At 67.2% G+C, this 19840-nt stretch carries 22 protein-coding genes; 2 read left to right on the forward strand and 20 right to left on the reverse strand.

What is annotated here, in order from left to right; all coding sequences use genetic code 11:
* The first annotated feature begins 2 nt into the window (after positions 1–2).
* The gene (gene ubiG / locus G7B71_RS05170; RefSeq protein ID WP_166038561.1) at positions 3–740 is read left to right on the forward strand and encodes a bifunctional 2-polyprenyl-6-hydroxyphenol methylase/3-demethylubiquinol 3-O-methyltransferase UbiG; all 738 of its coding nucleotides are present in this window, start codon (positions 3–5) and stop codon (positions 738–740) included.
* Between the two features lie 131 nt (positions 741–871).
* Here the strand turns inward: ubiG and G7B71_RS05175 are convergent, their stop codons facing one another.
* The 11 genes from G7B71_RS05175 to G7B71_RS05225 all read right to left on the reverse strand — a co-directional run bounded on the left by G7B71_RS05175 (position 872) and on the right by G7B71_RS05225 (position 12251).
* Positions 872–2179 carry a M20/M25/M40 family metallo-hydrolase gene (locus tag G7B71_RS05175; RefSeq protein ID WP_166038616.1) on the reverse strand — a complete coding sequence of 436 codons (1308 nt, stop codon included), beginning with the start codon at positions 2177–2179 and terminating at the stop codon, positions 872–874.
* A gap of 45 nt (positions 2180–2224) precedes the next feature.
* Positions 2225–3022, reverse strand: a complete 798-nt coding sequence (locus G7B71_RS05180; RefSeq protein WP_166038563.1) for a MipA/OmpV family protein — start codon at positions 3020–3022, stop codon at positions 2225–2227.
* Between the two features lie 141 nt (positions 3023–3163).
* Positions 3164–5173, reverse strand: a complete 2010-nt coding sequence (locus G7B71_RS05185; RefSeq protein ID WP_166038565.1) for an acetyl/propionyl/methylcrotonyl-CoA carboxylase subunit alpha — start codon at positions 5171–5173, stop codon at positions 3164–3166.
* A complete protein-coding gene (locus G7B71_RS05190) occupies positions 5173–5637 on the reverse strand; it encodes a hypothetical protein (RefSeq protein WP_166038567.1) in 465 nt (154 codons plus the stop codon). The genes G7B71_RS05185 and G7B71_RS05190 overlap by 1 nt, the downstream gene beginning before the upstream one ends.
* The gene (locus tag G7B71_RS05195; RefSeq protein WP_166038569.1) at positions 5637–6023 is read right to left on the reverse strand and encodes a lysozyme inhibitor LprI family protein; all 387 of its coding nucleotides are present in this window, start codon (positions 6021–6023) and stop codon (positions 5637–5639) included. The genes G7B71_RS05190 and G7B71_RS05195 overlap by 1 nt, the downstream gene beginning before the upstream one ends.
* A gap of 13 nt (positions 6024–6036) precedes the next feature.
* Entirely contained in the window at positions 6037–7143 is a 1107-nt protein-coding gene (bioB, locus tag G7B71_RS05200) for a biotin synthase BioB (RefSeq protein WP_166038571.1), read from the reverse strand.
* A 229-nt stretch (positions 7144–7372) separates the two neighbouring features.
* Positions 7373–9514 (reverse strand): methylmalonyl-CoA mutase, encoded by a 2142-nt coding sequence (scpA, locus tag G7B71_RS05205; protein WP_166038573.1) that lies wholly within the window; start codon positions 9512–9514, stop codon positions 7373–7375.
* Positions 9515–9617: 103 nt separating this feature from the next.
* Entirely contained in the window at positions 9618–10037 is a 420-nt protein-coding gene (gene mce, locus G7B71_RS05210) for a methylmalonyl-CoA epimerase (RefSeq protein WP_166038576.1), read from the reverse strand.
* Between the two features lie 107 nt (positions 10038–10144).
* On the reverse strand, positions 10145–10384 hold the full coding sequence (locus tag G7B71_RS05215; RefSeq protein WP_166038577.1) for a hypothetical protein: 240 nt from the start codon (positions 10382–10384) through the stop codon (positions 10145–10147).
* Positions 10385–10393: 9 nt separating this feature from the next.
* Positions 10394–10738 (reverse strand): hypothetical protein, encoded by a 345-nt coding sequence (locus G7B71_RS05220; protein ID WP_166038579.1) that lies wholly within the window; start codon positions 10736–10738, stop codon positions 10394–10396.
* The gene (locus G7B71_RS05225; RefSeq protein ID WP_166038581.1) at positions 10719–12251 is read right to left on the reverse strand and encodes an acyl-CoA carboxylase subunit beta; all 1533 of its coding nucleotides are present in this window, start codon (positions 12249–12251) and stop codon (positions 10719–10721) included. The genes G7B71_RS05220 and G7B71_RS05225 overlap by 20 nt, the downstream gene beginning before the upstream one ends.
* 106 nt (positions 12252–12357) lie before the next feature.
* Here G7B71_RS05225 and G7B71_RS05230 point away from each other — a divergent pair, with 106 nt between their 5' ends.
* A complete protein-coding gene (locus tag G7B71_RS05230; protein ID WP_166038583.1) occupies positions 12358–12756 on the forward strand; it encodes a hypothetical protein in 399 nt (132 codons plus the stop codon).
* Here G7B71_RS05230 and G7B71_RS05235 read toward each other — a convergent pair.
* The 9 genes from G7B71_RS05235 to rimI form a co-directional block, all read right to left on the reverse strand.
* Positions 12753–13535, reverse strand: coding sequence for an enoyl-CoA hydratase-related protein (locus tag G7B71_RS05235; protein ID WP_166038585.1), 783 nt, complete (start codon positions 13533–13535; stop codon positions 12753–12755). The genes G7B71_RS05230 and G7B71_RS05235 overlap by 4 nt on opposite strands.
* A gap of 25 nt (positions 13536–13560) precedes the next feature.
* Positions 13561–14463 (reverse strand): hemolysin family protein, encoded by a 903-nt coding sequence (locus G7B71_RS05240; protein WP_166038587.1) that lies wholly within the window; start codon positions 14461–14463, stop codon positions 13561–13563.
* A 4-nt stretch (positions 14464–14467) separates the two neighbouring features.
* Complete coding sequence (ybeY, locus tag G7B71_RS05245) at positions 14468–14986, reverse strand: rRNA maturation RNase YbeY (RefSeq protein WP_166038589.1); 519 nt, start codon at positions 14984–14986, stop codon at positions 14468–14470.
* 52 nt (positions 14987–15038) lie between these two features.
* A complete protein-coding gene (locus G7B71_RS05250; RefSeq protein ID WP_166038591.1) occupies positions 15039–16040 on the reverse strand; it encodes a PhoH family protein in 1002 nt (333 codons plus the stop codon).
* A 26-nt stretch (positions 16041–16066) separates the two neighbouring features.
* A complete protein-coding gene (gene miaB, locus G7B71_RS05255; RefSeq protein WP_207774719.1) occupies positions 16067–17398 on the reverse strand; it encodes a tRNA (N6-isopentenyl adenosine(37)-C2)-methylthiotransferase MiaB in 1332 nt (443 codons plus the stop codon).
* Positions 17383–18141: a lysophospholipid acyltransferase family protein gene (locus G7B71_RS05260; RefSeq protein ID WP_166038595.1), complete on the reverse strand. Its 759-nt coding sequence runs from the start codon at positions 18139–18141 to the stop codon at positions 17383–17385. The genes miaB and G7B71_RS05260 overlap by 16 nt, the downstream gene beginning before the upstream one ends.
* Positions 18142–18154: 13 nt before the next feature.
* A complete protein-coding gene (locus G7B71_RS05265) occupies positions 18155–18577 on the reverse strand; it encodes a Fur family transcriptional regulator (protein WP_166038597.1) in 423 nt (140 codons plus the stop codon).
* A gap of 113 nt (positions 18578–18690) precedes the next feature.
* Entirely contained in the window at positions 18691–19119 is a 429-nt protein-coding gene (locus G7B71_RS05270) for a MucR family transcriptional regulator (protein WP_166038599.1), read from the reverse strand.
* 101 nt (positions 19120–19220) lie between these two features.
* Complete coding sequence (gene rimI, locus G7B71_RS05275; RefSeq protein WP_243406110.1) at positions 19221–19703, reverse strand: ribosomal protein S18-alanine N-acetyltransferase; 483 nt, start codon at positions 19701–19703, stop codon at positions 19221–19223.
* Positions 19704–19840: the final 137 nt, after the last annotated feature.

Raw genomic sequence — 19840 nt, forward strand, 5'->3', positions numbered from 1 at the left:
GCATGGCACAAGCAAGCGAACCGCCCGCCTCGACGATCGATCCGAGGGAGGCCGAGCATTTCGGCAAATTGGCCGCCGACTGGTGGGACCCGAAGGGCTCGTCGGCGATGCTTCACAAATTGAACCCGGTGCGGCTCAAATATCTTCGCGAGCAGATCGACCATCATTTCGGCACCGACGAGCATGACCGGCGGCCGCTCGACGGGCGGCGAGTCGCCGACGTCGGCTGCGGCGCGGGCCTGCTGGCGGAACCGCTCGCCCGGCTCGGCGGCCAGGTCACCGCGGTCGACGCGGCCGAGGAGAATATCGCCGCCGCGCGCACCCATGCGCAGGGGCAGGGACTGGAGATCGACTATCGCGTCGGCGGGGTCGAGGGGCTCGACGGCCCTTACGCGCTGATCACCTCGATGGAGGTCGTCGAGCATGTCGCCGACGTTCCGGCCTTCCTCGCCGGGCTCGCCAGGGCACTTGCGCCGGACGGGCTGCTGGTGATGTCGACTCCCAACCGAACCACCATGTCGCGCCTGCTGCTGGTCGGCGCCGCCGAGGCGCTCGGGCGGATCCCCAAGGGCACGCACGACTGGGACCGGTTCCTCACCCCGGACGAGCTGACCGCGGCGCTGGCGGAGGCGGGGCTCGAGGTCACCGACACGTGCGGCCTCGCCTGGGACCCGCTCCGTGGCCTCCATCTCGGCCACGACATGAGCCTCAATTACCTGGTGACGGCGCGGAGACTTTGACCCCTCTCCCCTTGAGCGAGAGGGGGGCGCCGCGGAGCGGCGGAGGGAGAGGGGGGAGTCCGACACCCCCGCGCAGCCCCCGCTCCTGGCTCACTTCGTGAGCCGTCCTCTCCCCTGAAGGGGAGAGGGTCTTACCGGCGCGACAGCCTCATCATCAGCAGCGCGGTGCGGATCGCCTGGCGGGGGAGGCTGGTGAGGTCGACCCATTCGCCTTCGGCATGGGCGCCGCCGCCGGCCATGCCGAGGCCAGCGAGCGTGTCGACGTCGGCGGCGACAAAGGCGCTGTCGGCGGCGCCGCGGCGGCCCGGGTCAAATTCCGGCATCTCGGGGTAACCGAGCAGGCGGTTGACCTCGTTGAGGCGGGACAGCAGCCGGCGGTTGCCTTCGGTCGGCGGCATCGGCGGGTAGCCGCCCGCGGCGAAGGCGAGCTCGGCCGAGGTGCCCGGCAGGTGCTGCGCGACAATCGCCTGCATGGCCGTGCGGATGCGCGCGTCCTGGTCGGGGGTGAGCGAGCGCAGGTCGCCGCGGGCGATCGCCATCTCCGGGATGATGTTGGTCTTACCCGACGCCTGCACCCGCTCGAGGCTGCCGTCGATCGTCGCGGGCGTGCCGCCGGCGGCGAGGCCGACATTGAAGGTGAGGTTGGGCTCAGGCAGCTCCCGGCGGAAGGCGTCGAGGATGCGCGCGAGCTCGTAGATCGCGCCATAGCCGAGGCCTTCGCCGAAGATGCCGCTGGAATGGCCCGTGCGGCCGCGCACGGTGAGCGACCAGGTCGACGAGCTGCGCCGAGCGACGGTGCCGAAATCGCGGCCGTCGTCGCGCGCGAGATTCTCGAACTCCAGGGCATAATCGGCCTCGCGGCCGGCGGCGATGAGGTCGCGGCGCGCCGTGGCCAGCGGCGCTCCGGGCCGCTCCTCGTCGCCGGTGAGGACGACGGTCACGTGCATCCGGCGCAGCTCGCCGGTGGCGTGAAGCGCCCTCAGCGCCGCGACGATGACCGCGATGCCGCCCTTGTCGTCGCCGATTCCGGGGCCGGTGGCGCGGTCGCCCTGCCGCTCGAAGCGCTGGAACGGGCTCGACGGCTCGAACACCGTGTCGAGATGGCCGATCATCAGGACATGCTTGCTCGCGCCGCGCGTGAGGTTGCGGTGGGTGGCGATCAGGTGCCCGGCGCGGCCGGTCTCTGCCATGTCGACCCAGCGCACCTCCATGCCGAGCGCCTCGAACTCGGGGCGCAGCATGTCGGCGACGGCGCGGACGCCGGCCAGGTTCAGGGTGCCGCTGTTCTGGTTCACCATCCGCTCGAGCAGCGCGATGTGGCGGTCGGTGCCGCGCTCGACGGCGGCGACCACCCGCTGGTCGGGGTCGGTGAGCTGTGCTTGGGCGACTGCTGGGAAGAGCAGTGCGACCGCCATCGCAAGGGGGCGCAGGATCGTCATCATCCCGCAGTCATTGCGAGAAGCGGAGCGACGAAGCAATCCAGCTCAGAACGGATTGCCGATGCTGAAGCTGACGAACAAGGCGACGCCGGCGGAGAATTGGTCGCGCGATCCGAAATTGCGGACGATCGGCGAGTCGGCCGCGTCGCCGACCAAGCGGTCGTAACCGGCATAGCCGTAGATGCCGAAGCTTCGGCTGAGCTGGTGGGTGATCCCGGCGACGGCGCCGACCGCGCGGATGCCGCCGTCGGGGTCGTAGACCGGGAGGCCCGTCGCCGCGGCGACGGCGGGGGTCACTCCGAAATAGGCCTGCGCATAATCGTCGTCGTTGAGGCGCAGGCGCGGGCCGATGGTGAACAAGGTGTCGTTGCCGCCGCGCAGGGCGAAGTCCGCCGCGACCGTGCCGACCAGCCCGTCATGGCCGCCGAGGCCCTTCTGGCCTTCGAGGCGGATTCGGAAAGCGGGGCTGATGTTGATATTGACGAAGGCTCCGGCCTCGACGGTGAAGTCGACGTCGCCGACCGCCGCGCCGACATCGTCCTCGTCGCGCTCGCTTTGGAACTGGAGCAGAGGCCCGAAGTCGACGACGCTGTCGCGGCCCAGCAGGCCGATGCCGAAGCCGTCGTCGGGCGTGCGGAACGGGATCGGCGCGCCTTCGCGACGGACGAAGCCGGTGACCAGCGGGCCGAGCCCGTAATCGTCCGCGCCGGGATATTTGGGAAGGAGCTGGCCGCCGCCGCCGATGCTGAGGATCCGCGGCGGCTCCTCGTCGTCCTGGGCGAGCGCGGGTGACGCGGCGAGAGCGGATGCGGCGGCGAGGCCGAAGCAGAAGGCGCGGATCATGGAAGCCCCCTTCTTGTCATGGTCATCCTCGCGAAAGCGGGGATCCAGCTGCCTTTTAATGGAAGCCGTTCGAGCAGAAAGAAAAAAGCGGGAGCCGGTTCCGGCGGCCAAGAAACAATGCGGTTTCGTTGCCGCGAAAGCTCACTCGAACTCGAGGATGACCGCGTCGACGGCGAGGCTGTCGCCCGGCTGGGCGGCGACCTTGCTCACCGTTCCCGGCTTCTGGGCGCGGAGGATATTCTCCATCTTCATCGCCTCGACCACCGCGAGCGGCTGGCCGGCCTCGACCTTGTCGCCCTCCTTGACGTTGAGGGCGGTGAGCAGGCCGGGCATCGGCGCGATCAGGAACTTCGACAGGTCCGGCGGGATCTTCTCGATCATGTGCCGCGTCAATTCGGCGACATGGGCGGGATAGACCTGGACCTTGTGGCTGGCGCCGCGGGCGGTGAGCCGCCAGTCGCGGCCCGAACGGCCGATCTGGACGATGCGGCGGCGGCCGTCGACGGTGCCGCGGAAGCGGATCTGGCCGGGCTGCCAGCGGCCGATCACCTCGATGGGATCGCCGCCGTCGAGGCGGGCGAGGATGCCGTGCTCGACCTCTTCGATCACGACATGGTGCTCGGCGCCGGCGATTCGGACGACGCGCAGGTCGGGGGCGGGAACCGGGCCGTTCAGCTGGTCGCTGACCGCGCAGGCGCGGCCGTCGGTGACGTGGCCGGCGACCGCGGCGATGATGGCGAGGTCGGCGACCAGCTCGTCGCTCGCCGGAGCGCCCTCGAAGCCTTCGGGATATTCCTCGGCGATGAAGCCGGTGGTGAGGCGGCCCTGCTGGAAGCGCGGATGCTGCATCAGCGCGGACAGGAAATCGATGTTGTGGCCGATGCCGTCGACGATGAACTCGTCCAAGGCCTCGACCTGGGCGGCGATCGCCTCGTCGCGGGTCGGCGCCCAGGTGATCAGCTTGGCGATCATCGGGTCGTAGAACATGCTGACCTCGCCGCCCTCGAACACGCCGTCGTCGACCCGGACGACGCTGTCCTCCTCGCGCCTCTCGGCGGAGGGGCGGTAGCGAACGAGGCGGCCGGTCGAGGGGAGGAAGCCGCGATAGGGGTCCTCGGCGTAAACGCGGTTCTCGATCGACCAGCCGTTCAGCTTCACGTCGTCCTGGGTGAAGGCCAGCTTCTCGCCGGCGGCGACGCGGATCATCTGCTCGACAAGGTCGAGCCCGGTCACCTCTTCGGTCACCGGATGCTCGACCTGCAGCCTGGTGTTCATCTCGAGGAAGTAAAAGCTCTTGCCCGACGTGTCGGCGCCCGAGACGATCAGCTCGACCGTGCCCGCGCTATAATAGCCGACGGCGCGGGCGAGGGCGACGGCCTGCTCGCCCATCGCCTTCCTCATCTCCGGCGTGACGAAGGGGGAGGGCGCTTCCTCGACCACCTTCTGGTGGCGGCGCTGCACCGAGCATTCGCGCTCGCCCAGATAGACGATGTTGCCGTGCTGGTCGCCGAGCACCTGGATCTCGATATGGCGCGGGCTCTCGATGAACTTCTCGATGAAGACGCGGTCGTCGCCGAAGCTGGCGAGGCCTTCGCGCTTGGTCGCCTCGAAGCCTTCGCGCACGTCCTGCTCGGACCAGGCGAGGCGCATGCCCTTGCCGCCGCCGCCCGCGGAGGCCTTCATCATCACAGGATAGCCGATCTCGCCCGCGATGCGGACTGCCTCCTCGGTGTCGACGATATCGCCGAGATAGCCGGGGACGACGTTGACCCCCGCTTCCTTGGCGAGCTTCTTGGACTCGATCTTGTCGCCCATCGCCGCGATCGCGTTGGGCGGCGGGCCGATGAAGGCGATGCCCGCGTCGGCGAGGGCCCGCGCAAAGCTCTCGCGCTCGGACAGGAAGCCGTAGCCGGGGTGAACCGCCTCGGCGCCGGTCTCCTTGCAGGCGGTGATGATCAGCTCGGGATTGAGGTAGCTCTCGCTCGCCGGCGGCGGGCCAAGCCGAACGCTCTCGTCGGCCATGCGCACATGCGGCGCCCGGGCGTCGGCATCGGAATAGACCGCCACCGTCTTGATGCCCATCTTCCGCGCGGTGCGGATGACCCGGCAGGCAATCTCGCCCCGATTGGCGATGAGGATCTTCTTGAACATCAGAACCGATTTCTACTGCTGTCGAAAACTGGAATCTCGGTGGGTGAGCAGGTCATCCGCCATTCGATCTCGCTGTAATTTCCGTGCGGGAGATCGCGGTGGGTGAAAAATTGTGCAGTGCCATCGGCACGATTCACCTTGAATTCGCACAGGTAGCCATAGCGGGAGTTGTCAGCTCGGACCTGGATCAAGCCGGCGGAGAAGTCCACGCTCGTGAGATAGCCGTCTACGGCACAAACTTCCTCGAATTCCTGCCGCGGTTCCAACACCCTCTGAACGCGCTCGGCGGTTTCGTCGAAAACGAAGACCTGGCGAGGCAGATCGTAATTGCGGACGGTAGGGCCATTAGGGAAGGTGTCGGTGAAGCGAGCGTCACCTGTGCACTGGATGGCGAAGCGATCCGCGGCCTGACCACCGCCACCTGTCAGCGCGATTAAGCCAAGAACGACGCCAATCTTGGACATCAACGAACTTCCAACAGGCCACGCAATTGCTCGATGCGCTGGCGGGTGACGACGGCGCGGCAGCCTTCGTAGAGCATCGTCTCCATGCTCCCGCCGCGGGCCTCGTGTCCCTCATAGGTGCAATGCTCGTCGCGGAAGGTGATCCAGGCGCGCTGGGCGTTGCGAAGGGCCTGCTCGCTGGTCGGCGCCTCGTCGAACTCGCGGTTGATCTCTGCGTCGGCGCGGCGGGCGGCGGCGATCATCTGCGGCCACAGCTGGTTCAATTCGCGGTCGGCGGCCTCGAAGTCGAGATAGGCGCAGCGGTTCATCTCGGCCTGATATTGCGGATCGCGGCAGTCGGGGTCTTGGGCGCCGAGCAGGACGGCGGCCATTGCGAAGATCAGCATCACCCCTCCTTCGTCATGCCGGACTTGATCCGGCATCCGCCTTTTCTTGAACCGCTTCCGTAAAGCAGGTGGACCCCGGATCAAGTCCGGGGTGACGTTCGGGCGGGGTGTCCATTGCCTGCAGTCCAAGCTTGGCGAACAACGCGGCGTCCGCCGTGGCGCCGGCATTGCCGGTCGTCAGAAGCCTGTCGCCGGTGAAGATGCTGTTGGCGCCGGCCATGAAGCACAAAGCCTGGGTGCTCTCGCTCATGCTCTCGCGGCCGGCGGAGAGGCGGACCATCGAGCGCGGCATGGTGATGCGCGCGACCGCGACGGTGCGGACGAACTCGATCTCGTCGATCTTCGCGAGCGGCGTGTCGGCCAGCATGTCGCCGAGCGGGGTCCCGCGGACGGGCACCAGAGCGTTGATCGGAACGCTTCCGGGATGCTCGGGAAGGGTCGCCAGCGCGTGGATGAATCCGACGCGGTCCTCGTGGCTCTCACCCATGCCGACGATCCCGCCGCAGCACACGCTCATCCCGCTCGATCGCACCGCCTCCAGCGTGTCGAGCCGGTCCTGGAAGGTGCGGGTGGTGATGATCGCGCCGTAATGCTCGGGCGAGGTGTCGATATTGTGGTTGTAATAATCGAGGCCCGCGGCGGCGAGGCGGTCGGCCTGGTGCTGGGTCAGCATGCCCAGGGTCATGCAGGTTTCCAGCCCCATCGCCTTCACGCCGGCGACCATCTCGCACAGCGAGTCCATGTCGCGGTCCTTGGGATTGCGCCACGCCGCGCCCATGCAGAAGCGGCCCGAGCCGCTTGCCTTGGCCTCGCCCGCGGCGGCGAGGACGGCGTCGGTGTCCATCAGCTTGTCGGCCTTGAGGCCCGTGCTGTGATGCGCCGACTGCGAGCAATAGCCGCAATCCTCCGGGCAGCCGCCAGTCTTGATGCTGAGCAGCGTGGAGAGCTGGACCTGGTTCGCCGGATGGTAAGCGCGGTGGATGGTCTGCGCCTGGTAGAGCAGGTCGAGCAGGGGGAGGTCGAACAACTCGGCGATTTCGGCGCGGGTCCAGTCCGTACGGTACCGAGTCACCACGCATGTCCCTTTCGATTTTCTCTCCTGATCTTGAATCTGACCCATACCATCGAGACGATGGTCAGCACGGCCCAGAGCATGAGCAGTTGAACCCCCGCTAGCAGCAGTGGGTCTTCAATGCCGAATATCCTTGGAAGGCCGAGAGCGCCGATACCTTGGCGAACTGGGCTGTCCGTTTGGCCCGGTATCAGGCTCACGATGACAGCCGTGACTCCTGCAATCCCCACGAAGCGCAAGCGCTCCTGCGAGAGCTCGAAGGATCCTCGCCACACCTTCATTCCGCGGCTTCCTCAAGCGGCGGCATGTTGTGACCGAGGAGCCTGAGCACTTCGCCGGCCGCTTCGACCAGGTTGGTGCCGGGGCCGAAGATCGCCTGCACCCCGGCCTCGCGGAGCATGTCGTAGTCCTGGGCGGGGATGACGCCGCCGACCACGACCTTGATGTCGGGGCGGCCGAGCGCCTTCAGATGGTCGATCAGCTCGGGGACCAAGGTCTTGTGGCCCGCGGCGAGGCTCGAGGCGCCGACGACGTCGACGTCCTTGGCGATCGCGTCGCGGGCGCTTTCCTCGGGCGTCTGGAAGAGCGGGCCGGAGACGATTTCGAAGCCGAGGTCGGCGAAGGCCGAGGCGACGAGGTTGGCGCCGCGGTCGTGGCCGTCCTGGCCCATCTTGGCGACGAGCATCCGCGGCTTGCGGCCAAGACGGCGCTCGACCACACCGACGCCGTCCTGGGCGCGGCCCCAGGCGGGGTCGCTTCCATAGGCGCCGCCATAGATTCCGCGAACCGGGGTCGGGGTGGTGCCGTAGCGGCCGAACGCGTCCTCCAGCGCCTGGCTGATCTCGCCCAACGTGCAGCGCGCGCGGGCGGCCTCGACAGCGAGGGCAAGGAGATTGGCGTCGCCGCGGGCGCCGTCGCGGAGCGCGTCGAGCGCCGCCTGGGCGCGCGCGGAGTCGCGGTTGGCGCGGGTCTTCTCGAGCCGGGCGATCTGGCCGGCGCGGACCTTGGCGTTGTCGATCTCGAGGATGTCCATCGGCGGCTCGTCCTTGAGCCGGTAGCGGTTGACCCCGACGATCACGGTCTCGCCGCGGTCGACCTTGGCGGCGCGCTCGGCCGAGGCTTCCTCGATGCGGCGCTTGGGCATGCCCTCGGCGACCGCATTGGTCATTCCGCCGAGCCCCTCGACCTCCTCGATCAGCGCCCAGGCGGCATCCGCCAGATCCTGGGTGAGGCGCTCGATATAATAAGAGCCGCCCAGCGGATCGACGACGTTGGTGATCCCGGTCTCCTCGGCGATCACCAGCTGCGTGTTGCGGGCGATGCGGGCGGAGAAGTCGGTCGGCAGCGCGACCGCCTCGTCGAGGCTGTTGGTGTGCAAGGACTGGGTGCCGCCGAGCACCGCGGCCATCGCCTCGATCGTGGTTCGGACGACGTTGTTGTACGGGTCCTGCTCGGTGAGGCTGACTCCGCTGGTCTGGCAATGGGTGCGGAGCATCTTCGACTTGGCCGACTTGGCGCCGAAGCCGTCCATGATCCGGTGCCACAGGAGACGCGCGGCGCGCAGCTTGGCGATCTCCATGAAGAAGTTCATGCCGATGCCGAAGAAGAAGCTGAGCCGCGGCGCGAAGGCGTCGATGTCGAGGCCCTTCGACATGGCGGCGCGGACATAGTCCATGCCGTCGGCGAGGGTGAAGGCGAGCTCCTGGACCGCCGTCGCCCCGGCTTCCTGCATGTGGTAGCCGCTGATCGAGATCGAGTTGAACTTCGGCATGTGGGCCGAGGTGTAGGCGATGATGTCCGCGACGATCCGCATCGATGGCTCGGGCGGATAGATGTAGGTGTTGCGGACCGCGAACTCCTTGAGGATGTCGTTCTGGATCGTGCCGGCGAGCTTGTCCTGGGAGACTCCCTGCTCCTCGGCGGCGACGATGTAGAAGGCCATGACCGGAAGGACCGCGCCGTTCATGGTCATGCTGACGCTCATCTCGCCGAGCGGGATGCCGTCGAACAGGATCTGCATGTCCTCGAGGCAGTCGATCGCGACTCCCGCCTTGCCGACGTCGCCGACGACCCGGGGATGGTCGCTGTCATAGCCGCGGTGGGTGGCGAGGTCGAAGGCGACGCTGAGGCCCTTCTGCCCCGCGGCGAGGTTGCGGCGGTAGAAGGCGTTGGAATCCTCGGCGGTCGAAAAGCCGGCATATTGCCGGATCGTCCACGGCCGGCCGGTATACATGCTGGCGTACGGCCCGCGGGTGAACGGCGCGAAGCCGGGAAGGCCGGGGTCGAGGCCCTCGGCGTCGGCGGCGGTGTAGAGCGCCTTCACCGGGATGCCCTCGGCGGTGTGCCAGGTGAGGTCCTTGCCCTTCACCTCTTTCGAAGCGGCGGCAGTCCAGTTTTCGGTGGTCGGTTTGTCGGTCATAGGAAATCCGTTCGGGCTGAGCTTGTCGAAGCCCCGTCTTGCCTTTTCCCTCAAACAGAAAGGCAGCCCTTCGACAAGCTCAGGGCGGGGCGGTGCCGCCCGATCAATGCGCCTCTTTGGGGCTCTCCATGATCTCGGTCAGCACGCCGCCCATGTCCTTGGGGTGGACGAAGAAGATGGGCGTGCCGTGGGCGCCGATGCGCGGCTCGCCGAGCACCTTGGCGCCCTTGCCCTCTAACCAGGCCTTCGCCGCCTGGATGTCGGGTACCTCGTAGCAGACGTGGTGCTGCCCCCCGAGCGGGTTCTTCTCGAGGAATTTCACGATCGGCGAGTCCGGCCCAAGCGGCTCGATCAGCTCGATCTGGCTGTTCGGCGTGTCGACGAAGCACACCCGGACGCCCTGCGCGGGCAGGTCGAACGGTGCGCGGATCACCTCCGCGCCCATCACGTCGCGGTACATCGCGATCGAGTCCTCGATCGACGGGGTCGCAACCCCGACATGGTTCAATCGGCCGAGCTTCATGTTGCTCCTTTCGTCACCCCGGACCTTATCCGGGGTCCATCTTCTTCTGCGGCGGCGTAGAACAGGAAGGTGGATGCCGGATCAAGCCCGGCATGACGAAGGAAGCGTCAGCGCCAGATTTGGAGCAGCAGGTCGAGCCCGGCGAAGGCGATCATCGCCGCGGCGAGAATGTAGAGGCCGAGCAGCACCCGAAACGCGCCGGGCCGTTCGTCCCTTTCGACCTTGCCGCGCCCGATCGGCATCCGCCCGCTCGCGAGCCCGCGCCGCACCGTCCACGCGATCCACGGCAGGATCACGACCAGGCACAGCAGGCCGACGATCAGTTCTTCAGTGCGGCCACTGTGCACGGCGGAGTTTCACTGATCGAAAGCCTCTCTAATTCGCTCGCGGCTTTCTATATCACGCACTTTTGCCTCGAGTTCGCGAACGCGCTGGTCACGCGAAGATTCCATTAAGTTGCTGAAGGGTAGGGTGCTGGGCGCCGTACTGCCAAAGCCATTTAATTCGGGCCGGGCCGGTAGGTCGTCCGATATAAGCGATTGAGCGTTGAGTAGCGCGTCGGCCTCGATCTGACGCTCCTGCTCTTCCATTTGCTCGACCGTTGTGTTCGCTAAGTCCATCATCCGATCATGATCGGATTGACCGCAGCCTCCTAGCAGCAAGAATGCGATCAAAATCCCTTTAGAGGGGAATATTGTCATGCTTCTTCCACGGATTCTCGAGCTGCTTGTTGCGCAGCTTGCGCAGGCCGAGCGCGATGCGCTTGCGCGTGGAATGCGGGTAGATCACCTCGTCGATGAAGCCCTTGCTCGCCGCCACGAAGGGGTTGGCGAAGCGCTCTTCATATTCCGCGGTGCGGGCGGCGATCTTCTCGGGGTCGCCGATGTCCTTGCGGAAGATGATTTCCACGGCGCCCTTGGCGCCCATCACCGCGATCTCGGCGGTCGGCCAGGCATAGTTGAGGTCGCCGCGAAGGTGCTTGGAACTCATGACGTCGTAGGCGCCGCCATAGGCCTTGCGGGTGATGACGGTGATCTTGGGGACGGTCGCCTCGGCATAGGCGAACAGCAATTTGGCGCCGTGCTTGATGATCCCGTTATGCTCCTGCGCGGTGCCGGGGAGGAAGCCGGGCACGTCGACGAAGGTGACGATCGGGATCTCGAAGGCGTCGCAGAAGCGGACGAAGCGCGCGGCCTTCTTCGACGAGTTGATGTCGAGCACGCCGGCGAGGACCATCGGCTGGTTGGCGACGATGCCGACGGTGCGGCCGTCGATCCGGCCGAAGCCGGTGATGATGTTGGCGGCGTGGGCCGGCTGCACCTCGAAGAAGTCGCCCTCGTCGACGACCTTCCGGATGAGCTCGTGCATGTCATAAGGCTTGGACGCGCTGTCGGGGATCAGCGTGTCGAGGCTCTCGTCGATCCGGTCCCATGGGTCGTGGCACGGCCGCTCGGGCAGGTCGTGGCGGTTGGAAAGCGGCAGGAAGTCGAAGAAATCGCGCACCGCGAGCAGAGCGTCGACGTCGTTCTCGAACGCGACGTCGGCCACGCCCGACTTGGTGGTGTGGGTGACGGCGCCGCCCAATTCCTCCTGGGTCACGACCTCGTTGGTCACCGTCTTCACCACGTCTGGGCCGGTGACGAACATGTAGGACGAATCCTTCACCATGAAGATGAAGTCGGTCATCGCCGGCGAATAGACCGCGCCGCCGGCGCAGGGGCCCATGATGACGCTGATCTGCGGGACGACTCCCGAGGCGAGGACGTTGCGCTGGAACACCTCGGCATAGCCGGCGAGGGAGGCGACGCCTTCCTGGATTCGGGCGCCGCCGGAATCGTTGAGGCCGATGACCGGCGCCCCGGCCTTTATCGCCATGTCCATGATCTTGCAGATCTTCTGGGCGTGGCGTTCGGACAGGGAGCCGCCGAACACGGTGAAGTCCTGGGCAAAGACGTAGACGAGGCGGCCGTTGATCGTGCCGGAGCCGGTGACTACTCCGTCGCCGGGGACCTTCTGGGTCTCCATGCCGAAGTCGACGCAGTTATGCTCGACATACATGTCATATTCTTCGAACGAATCCTGATCGAGCAGCACGGTCAGGCGCTCGCGCGCGGTGAGCCGGCCCTTCTTGTGCTGCGCGTCGACCCGCGCCTGTCCGCCGCCGAGCCGCGCGGCTTCGCGCCGCTTCTCAAGTTCTTCGATCGTGGTCGCCATGGCGCGAGGTGAAAGACCGCCGGGTGAAAAAGGTCAAGCGGCGGACCGCGTCCGACACGGTAGCCGATTTAGGATTTTGGTAGGGCACGAAAGCTAAGCGGATGGAATGAGCGAGAAATTCCACTTCGAGATCGACCGCGCCTGCGGTCTGGTGCGCATCACCATGTCCGGCTTCTACGAGGCCGAGGACGTCGCCGCCTTCGTTGAGGCGCGCAAGAAGGCGCATGCCGCGCTCGGCTTGGCGCCGAACGCGCACATGACCCTCAATGACCTGCGCGGGATGAAGGTGCAGTCGCAGGACACGGTGCGCGCCTTCCAGGCGATGCTGACCGCGCCCGAATATCGCTCGCGCAAGCTCGCCTTCGTGGTCGACCGAAATTTGGCGGCGATGCAGCTGGAGCGGACCCTGATCGCCCGCGACGCGAAGATCTTCACCGATATTCCGTCGGCCGAGGCCTATCTGTTCGCCGAGGCCGACGCTCAGCCGATGCGCCGCTTCGGTTAGCGGCCCTCGAAGGTCGGCTGGCGCTTCTGAAGGAAGGCGACCACGGCTGACCTGAAATCCTCGGTGCTGCCAGCGTCGCGCTGGGCCACCCGCTCTGCTGACAAGGCGTCGGTTAGCGACAATTGCTCGGCATCGCGGGCGAGGCCGCGGATCAGGCCGAGCGCCTTTGTCGGGCCACGCGCCAAATTGGCGGCGATCACCATCGCTTCCTCGGATAGGAACTGGTCGTCGACCACTCGGGCTATCAAGCCCCATTCGGCGGCCTTGTCGGCGCCGATCCGCTCGCCGAGCATCATCATCTCCAGCGCCCGGGCGCGGCCGGCGAGGCGCGGCAGAAGCCAGGTCGCGCCGGCGTCCGGGACCAGCCCGATATTGACGAAGGCCTGGAGGAAATAGGCCGAGCGCGCGGCGATGACGATGTCGGCGGTGAGCGCGAGGCTGCAGCCGGCGCCCGCCGCGGGGCCGTTGACCGCCGCGACCACGGGAACCGGGGCGCCGATCAGCGCCTCGATCAGCGGGTTGAAATGCTCTTCGAGGGCGAGCCCGAGATCGTCCGGAATGCCCGCGCCGCCGCCGGTCAGATCGGCGCCGCTCGAAAAGCCGCGGCCCTCGCCGGTGAGCAAGAGCGCGCGGGCGCCGTCGCCGGGCAGCCGCCCGACAGCGTCGCGAAGCTCGTCGAGCATCTGGGAGGTGAGCGCGTTGAGCGTGTCCGGCCGGTTCAGTGTGATCACGCCGACATTGGCGGGGCTCAGTTCAACGCGGATCGTCTCGTAAGTCACTCTCTCCCCCTCTGACTCGGCAGAATTACTCGCCCATCTCCACCGAAGTCGGCGGGTGGAGGCGCAGGCGGGTGACTCGGCGCGGGTCGGACTCGGTCACTTCCAGCCGCCAGCCGCTCGGATGTTCCAGCATCTCGCCCTGCTGGGGCACATGCCCGGCGAGGACGAAGGCGAGGCCGCCCAATGTGTCGACATCCTCCTCGACCTCGGCGAGGCGCGGGTCGATCGCCTCGGCGACGTCGTCGAGCTCGGCGCGGGCGTCGGCGTCCCACACGCCGTCGTCGACCTGGACAAGGGTGCCTTCCGGCGCCTCGTCATGCTCGTCCTCGATCTCGCCGACGATCTCCTCGACGACGTCCTCGATGGTGATGACGCCCTCGGTTCCGCCGAACTCGTCGACGACGATGGCGAGGTGGGTCCGGCTCGCGCGCATCTGCGCGAGCAGGTCGGGCATGCCCATCGATTCGGGGACGTAGAGCGGCTCGCGGACGAGGTCGGTGATGTCCTCGGGCGGCGTCTCGCCGGCGACCATTCGGGCGAACACGTCCTTGACGTGGATCATGCCGATGATGCGGTCGAGGCTGCCTTGATAGACCGGCAGCCGGCTGTGGCCGGCATCGGCGATCGCGGCGACGAGCTCGGCGAAGCTGATCGTGCAGGCGACCGCGATGATGTCGCCGCGCGGCACCGCGACGTCGCCGGCGGTCTTCTCGCCGAAATGCAGCATGTTGCGAAGCATCTGGCGCTCGACCGGGCTGAGGTCGCCAATCTTCGGAGATTCGTTCTCCGATTCGTCGATCGCTTCCTCGATCTGGTCGCGGAGAGTGGCTTCCTCCCCCTCGCCGAACAGGGCCGCGCGCAGGCCGCCCCAGAAAGAGCGGCCGTTACCGCGGCCGGTGCTACTTATGTCGTCGTCGTCTTCCGGCATCTTGTTACGAATGGGCCTCTGTCAGTTGATAGGGATCGGCAATTCCGAGCGACGCAAGGGCACGGCGCTCCAGTTCTTCCATGGCTTCGGCGTCGGCCTCGCTGGTTTCGTGGTCGTAGCCTAGCAGATGAAGCGTACCGTGGACCAGCAGGTGGGCGGCGTGGGTGCGGACCGCAATGCCGCGCTCCTCCGCCTCGCGCGCGCAGACGCCATGAGCGAGGGCGAGGTCGCCCAAGAGGATTTCGATCTCGTCGCCCTCGGCGACGGAGTCGAGAAGTTCAGGCTCGGCCATCGGGAAGGACAGGACGTTGGTCGGATTGTCCTTGCCGCGATAGTCGCGGTTGAGCGCGCGGACCTCGTCGTCACCGGTGAATCGAACGGAGATTTCGACCGGTGCCGAGCTATCGGCGAGCCGGGCGAACGGAGTCGCCGCGAACGCCGCGGCGGCGCAGGTCTTGGCGAGTTCGGGCCAGTCGGTGCGACTGTCCCAGTCCTCCGACACGTCGGATTCGGCGAGGATCATGCCAGCCGCCGAACTTCCCGGGACGAGCGAGATCCTTCAGGGCTACCCACGGTCACGACCCCGGGCCTTCGTAGGCCTCGACGATCTTGCCGACGAGCGGGTGGCGGACGACGTCGCCGGCGCCGAAGCGGATCATCGACAGCTTGCCGATGCCCTCAAGCTTCTCGACGGCGTCGTTGAGACCGGACTTCACGCCCGGCGGCAGATCGGTCTGGTGGGGATCGCCGCAGATCACCATTCGGCTGCGCATGCCGAAGCGGGTCAGGAACATCTTCATCTGCTGCGGCGTGGTGTTCTGCGCCTCGTCGAGGATGATGAAGGCGTCGGACAGGGTGCGGCCGCGCATGAAGGCGATCGGCGCGATCTCGATCTCGCCGGAGGCGAGGCGCCGCTCGACCTGCTCCATCGGCAGCATGTCGTAGAGCGCGTCGTAGAGCGGCCGGAGATAGGGATCGACCTTGTCCTTCATGTCGCCCGGCAGGAAGCCGAGCCGCTCGCCCGCTTCCACCGCCGGACGCGACAGGATGAGGCGGTCGACCGAGCCGCCGATCAGCTGCTGAACCGCCTGAGCGACCGCGACATAGGTCTTGCCGGTGCCGGCCGGGCCGAGCGCGAAGATCATCTCGTCGCGGTTCAGGGCCTCCATATATTCGGCCTGGGTCTTGGACCTCGGGACGATGGTCTTCTTGCGCGTGCGGATCATCACCTTGGGGGCCTGGGCGACCTCTTCGGAGATGATCCCGTCCAGCGTCGGCTGGTTGGACATGGCGATGATCGCCTCGACCATGCCCTGGTCGATGTCCTGGCCCTCATCGAGCCGGTTGTAGAGACCGACCAGCACCTCGCGGGCGCGGGCCGCGGCCTCGGGATCGCCCTCAATCTGAACCTTGGCGCCGCGCGCGGCGATATAGACTCCGAGCCTATCCTCGATCGCGACGAGGTTGCGGTCGAACTCGCCGAACAGGGGACCGAGCAAATGCGGCTGCTCGAACTCGAGCTCGACGCGCGCACGGGGCGTTGCGGCCTGGACGGCCGGCTTCTTCGGTTGTGCCATTCGGTTGGGGTGCTCTCCGGGCCTTTTCACGCAGCCTGCTTCACCGCCTCGGCGCCGCCCAGGCTGTTCGGGCCGGCGGAGAGGATGTCGACCTCCACCAAATCCCCGATAGCGGCTTCGGTTTCCAGATGAATCGACTGGAGCCAGGGCGATTTGCCGATGAGCTGCCCGGGATGCTTGCCGCGCCGCTCGAGCAGCACGCTCGTCCGGCGGCCGACGGTCGCCTGGTTGAAGGCGAGCTGCTGGGCGTTGATCAGGGCCTGGAGGCGCTGAAGCCGCTCGTCGGCGACCTCGGCCGGGACCTGATCGTCCATCGTCGCGGCCGGAGTGCCGGGGCGCGGGCTGTATTTGAAGCTGTAGGCCTGGGCGTAGCGGGTCGCCTCGACGATGCGCAGTGTCGCCTCGAAATCCGCGTCGGTTTCGCCGGGGAAGCCGACGATGAAATCGCCCGAGAGGGCGATGTCCGGCCGAGCCGCGCGGACTCGCTCGATCACGCGCAGATAGGAATCCGTGGCGTGGCTGCGGTTCATCGCCTTGAGGGTTCGGTCGGAGCCCGACTGCACCGGCAGGTGAAGGAAGGGCATCAGCTTCGCCACCTCGCCATGGGCGCGGATCAGGCCCTCGGACATGTCGTTGGGGTGGCTGGTCGTGTAGCGGATTCGCTCGAGCCCCGGCAGCCTGTCCATCGCGGCGATGAGGTCGTGAAGGCCGCGGCCCTCGTCCACCCAGGCGTTCACATTCTGGCCGAGAAGGGTGATCTCCCTGGCGCCCATTTCGATGAGCGCGCGCGCCTCGTCCATCACCTGCGCCCAGGGGCGCGAGACCTCGGCGCCGCGGGTGTAGGGGACGACGCAATAGGTGCAGAATTTGTCGCAGCCTTCCTGGACGGTGAGGAAGGCGGTCGGGCCCTGGCGGCGGCGGCCGGGAAGCGCCTTGAACTTGGGCTCGGCCGGCATGTCGGTGTCGATCGCGGTCGCGCCCGACGCCGCCTTGGCGACGAGCTCGGGGAGGCGGTGATAGGCCTGCGGGCCGACGACGACTCCGACGGCCGGCGCCCGGCGCGCGATCTCGGCGCCCTCGGCCTGGGCGACGCACCCGGCGACCGCGATCATCGGCTTCGAGCCGTCCTCGCGTTTGATCAGTCGGCCGATGTCGGAATAGACCTTCTCCGCCGCCTTCTCGCGGATGTGGCAGGTGTTGAGGACGACGAGGTCGGCGTCGGCGCTGTCCGCCGCCGACAGGCCTTCGGCCTCGAGCAGCTCGCTCATGCGCGCGCCGTCATAGGCGTTCATCTGGCAGCCGAACGACTTGACGTGAAAGGTTTTAGGCGGGGCGGAGGAACTCATTCGCCGCCATATAGGGGAGCGGGGGCGGCTTCGGAAGCGTCGAGCGCCGCGACGATCTCAGCGCGCGACCGCTCGGAGAGAAGCTTCCGGTGGCCGGCCTCGTGCGGGTCGACCGGCTCGAGGAATGTCATCGTCACCGGAATCCGGCCCGGCCGGGAGAGGAGCTTCCGCGCATTGACCGCGCCATGCTCGTCGCCCCAGGCGATCTCGCCGGTGAGCGGGCCAAAGTCGATCGCGACCGGCTGCACCTTCACGCGCGGCAGCGCCGGGAATAGCGAAGAGAACAGGCTGGCTCGGAACGGCAGCACCGGGCGGCCGGGGCCGGTCGTGCCTTCCGGGAACAGGGCGAAGGCTCGGCCGGTCGCAAGGCCGCCGCGCAGGGCTTCCGCCTGGATTCCGACCCCGCGCCTGTCGCTGCGCTCGACGAATAGGGTTTCGTTGAGGCCGGCAAGCCACCCCACAAGAGGCGAGGCCGCAAGCTCCGCCTTGGCGACGAAGGCGGCGCCGGCGGTGCCGCCGAGCAGCAGGATATCGAGCCACGAGGCGTGGTTGGCGACGATCAGCACGTCGCGCTTCAGCGGCCGGCCCTCGGTTCGGACCTTGAGGCCGGCGACTCGGCCGACCCACCACAGGAACGCGGTCGGCCAGGGCGAGCGAGCGCGGACCAGCCGCCACAGATAATGAAGCGGCACCAGCGCGACGATGCCGAGCAGGATGAGGATGCAGCGGACGTAGAAGCGGACGGTGCCGATCATGCCGAGCCGCGGCTCAGCCCTTGCGTCCCAGGGCGACGCCGTACAGCTCCATGCGGTGGTCGACGAGGCGGAAGCCGAGCTTCTCGGCGATGCGCCGCTGGAGCGCCTCCAGCTCGTCGTCGACGAACTCGATGACTGTGCCGGTCTCGACGTCGATGAGATGGTCGTGATGGGTCTCGGCCGCCGCCTCGTAGCGGGCGCGGCCGTCGCCGAAATCGTGGCGCTCGAGGATTCCGGCTTCCTCGAACAGGCGGACGGTGCGGTAGACGGTGGCGATCGAGATTCCGGGATCGACCGCCGACGCGCGGGCGTGGAGCGCCTCGACGTCGGGATGATCCTCGCTCTCGCCGAGGACCTGGGCGATCACCCGGCGCTGCTCGGTGATGCGCAGGCCCTTCTCCGCGCAAAGGGCTTCGATATCGATCTTGCGGGACATCAGGCGACCTTAGAACAACGCGCCGCAGGGCGGAAGGGCCGCACCCGGAGGACTTGGCGGGTGAAGCGGGCGCCGCTCGACGGCGGCACCCGCTCCGAAAAGCATCGGTCGTCTTACTTCGCGGCGCGGCCGGTGCGGCGGCGCTTGGTGCCGAGGCCGATCTTCTTGGCCAGGGTGCGGCGCTGCTCGGCGTAATTCGGAGCGACCATCGGGTAATCGGCGTTGAGGCCCCACTTCTGCCGATACTCGTCCGGAGTCATGTTGTAGTGGGTCATCAGATGCCGCTTGAGCATCTTCAGCTTCTTACCGTCCTCGAGGCAGACGATATAGTCGGGCTTGATCGACGAGCGGATCGAAACCGCCGGTTCCGGCTTCGCCTGCGGCTCTTCGGTCGGCGTGCCGAGGCCGGTCAGCGCACTGTGAACATTGGTGATGAGCACGGGCAGATCGTTGACGGCGACGCTGTTGTTGCTGACATGGGCGGAGACGATGTCCGCCGTGAGCGTGATAAGCGTTTCGGTGAAGTTGTCCTGAGTGTCCATTTTTTTATCTTTCGATGGGAAGCGGGTGGCCACCCCCTTTTCTGGCCACCTATTGGGATATGTCCATTCGGGGCCAAATACAAGACAGAACAGGTCAGGACTCACTCAAGGCCTGACGTCTCTCCTGTCTTGGCAAGGGACAGTGCATCAAATTGCTTCCCGTCGCCGCCACTATAGTAATTGCGCCGGCGACCGACGATAGAAAAACCAAACCTAGTATATAGTCTAATGGCGTCGTTTCCGTCGCGGACTTCCAAATGCAAGTGATCGGCGCCGCGACTTAAGGCATCGCGAAAGAAGTGGTTTAGCAACGACTTGCCAATGCCGCGGCCCTGCGCGTCGGGTCGCACGGCGAGAAGCAGCAATTCCGCCTCGCCGGCGACGGCGCGGGCCAGCGTGAAGCCGACCACCGCGTCGCCGGTCCGAGCGATGCTGAGCCACACGCCGGGGAGCGGCAGAAGCCCGGCGCATTGCGACGCCGTCCACGCCTCGCCGAACGAGGAATCGAACGCCGTCTCCATCACCGTCATCACGGCGGGAAGGTCGGCGAGCCCGCCCTCGGCGATGTCGATGTCCTCGCTCACAGGGCGGTCATCGGCTTGGCGTCCGGCGCCCGGCCGTAGATCGGGCGGGCGATGAGCGAGCGCAGCGGCGGCGGCAGGCGCCACGCCTCGGCGGCGCGGGGCAGGAGGTCGACGGCCTCGCCGCGGCCGCGCGCGGC

The sequence above is a fragment of the Sphingosinicella sp. YJ22 genome (assembly GCF_011320075.1).
Classification (GTDB): domain Bacteria; phylum Pseudomonadota; class Alphaproteobacteria; order Sphingomonadales; family Sphingomonadaceae; genus Allosphingosinicella.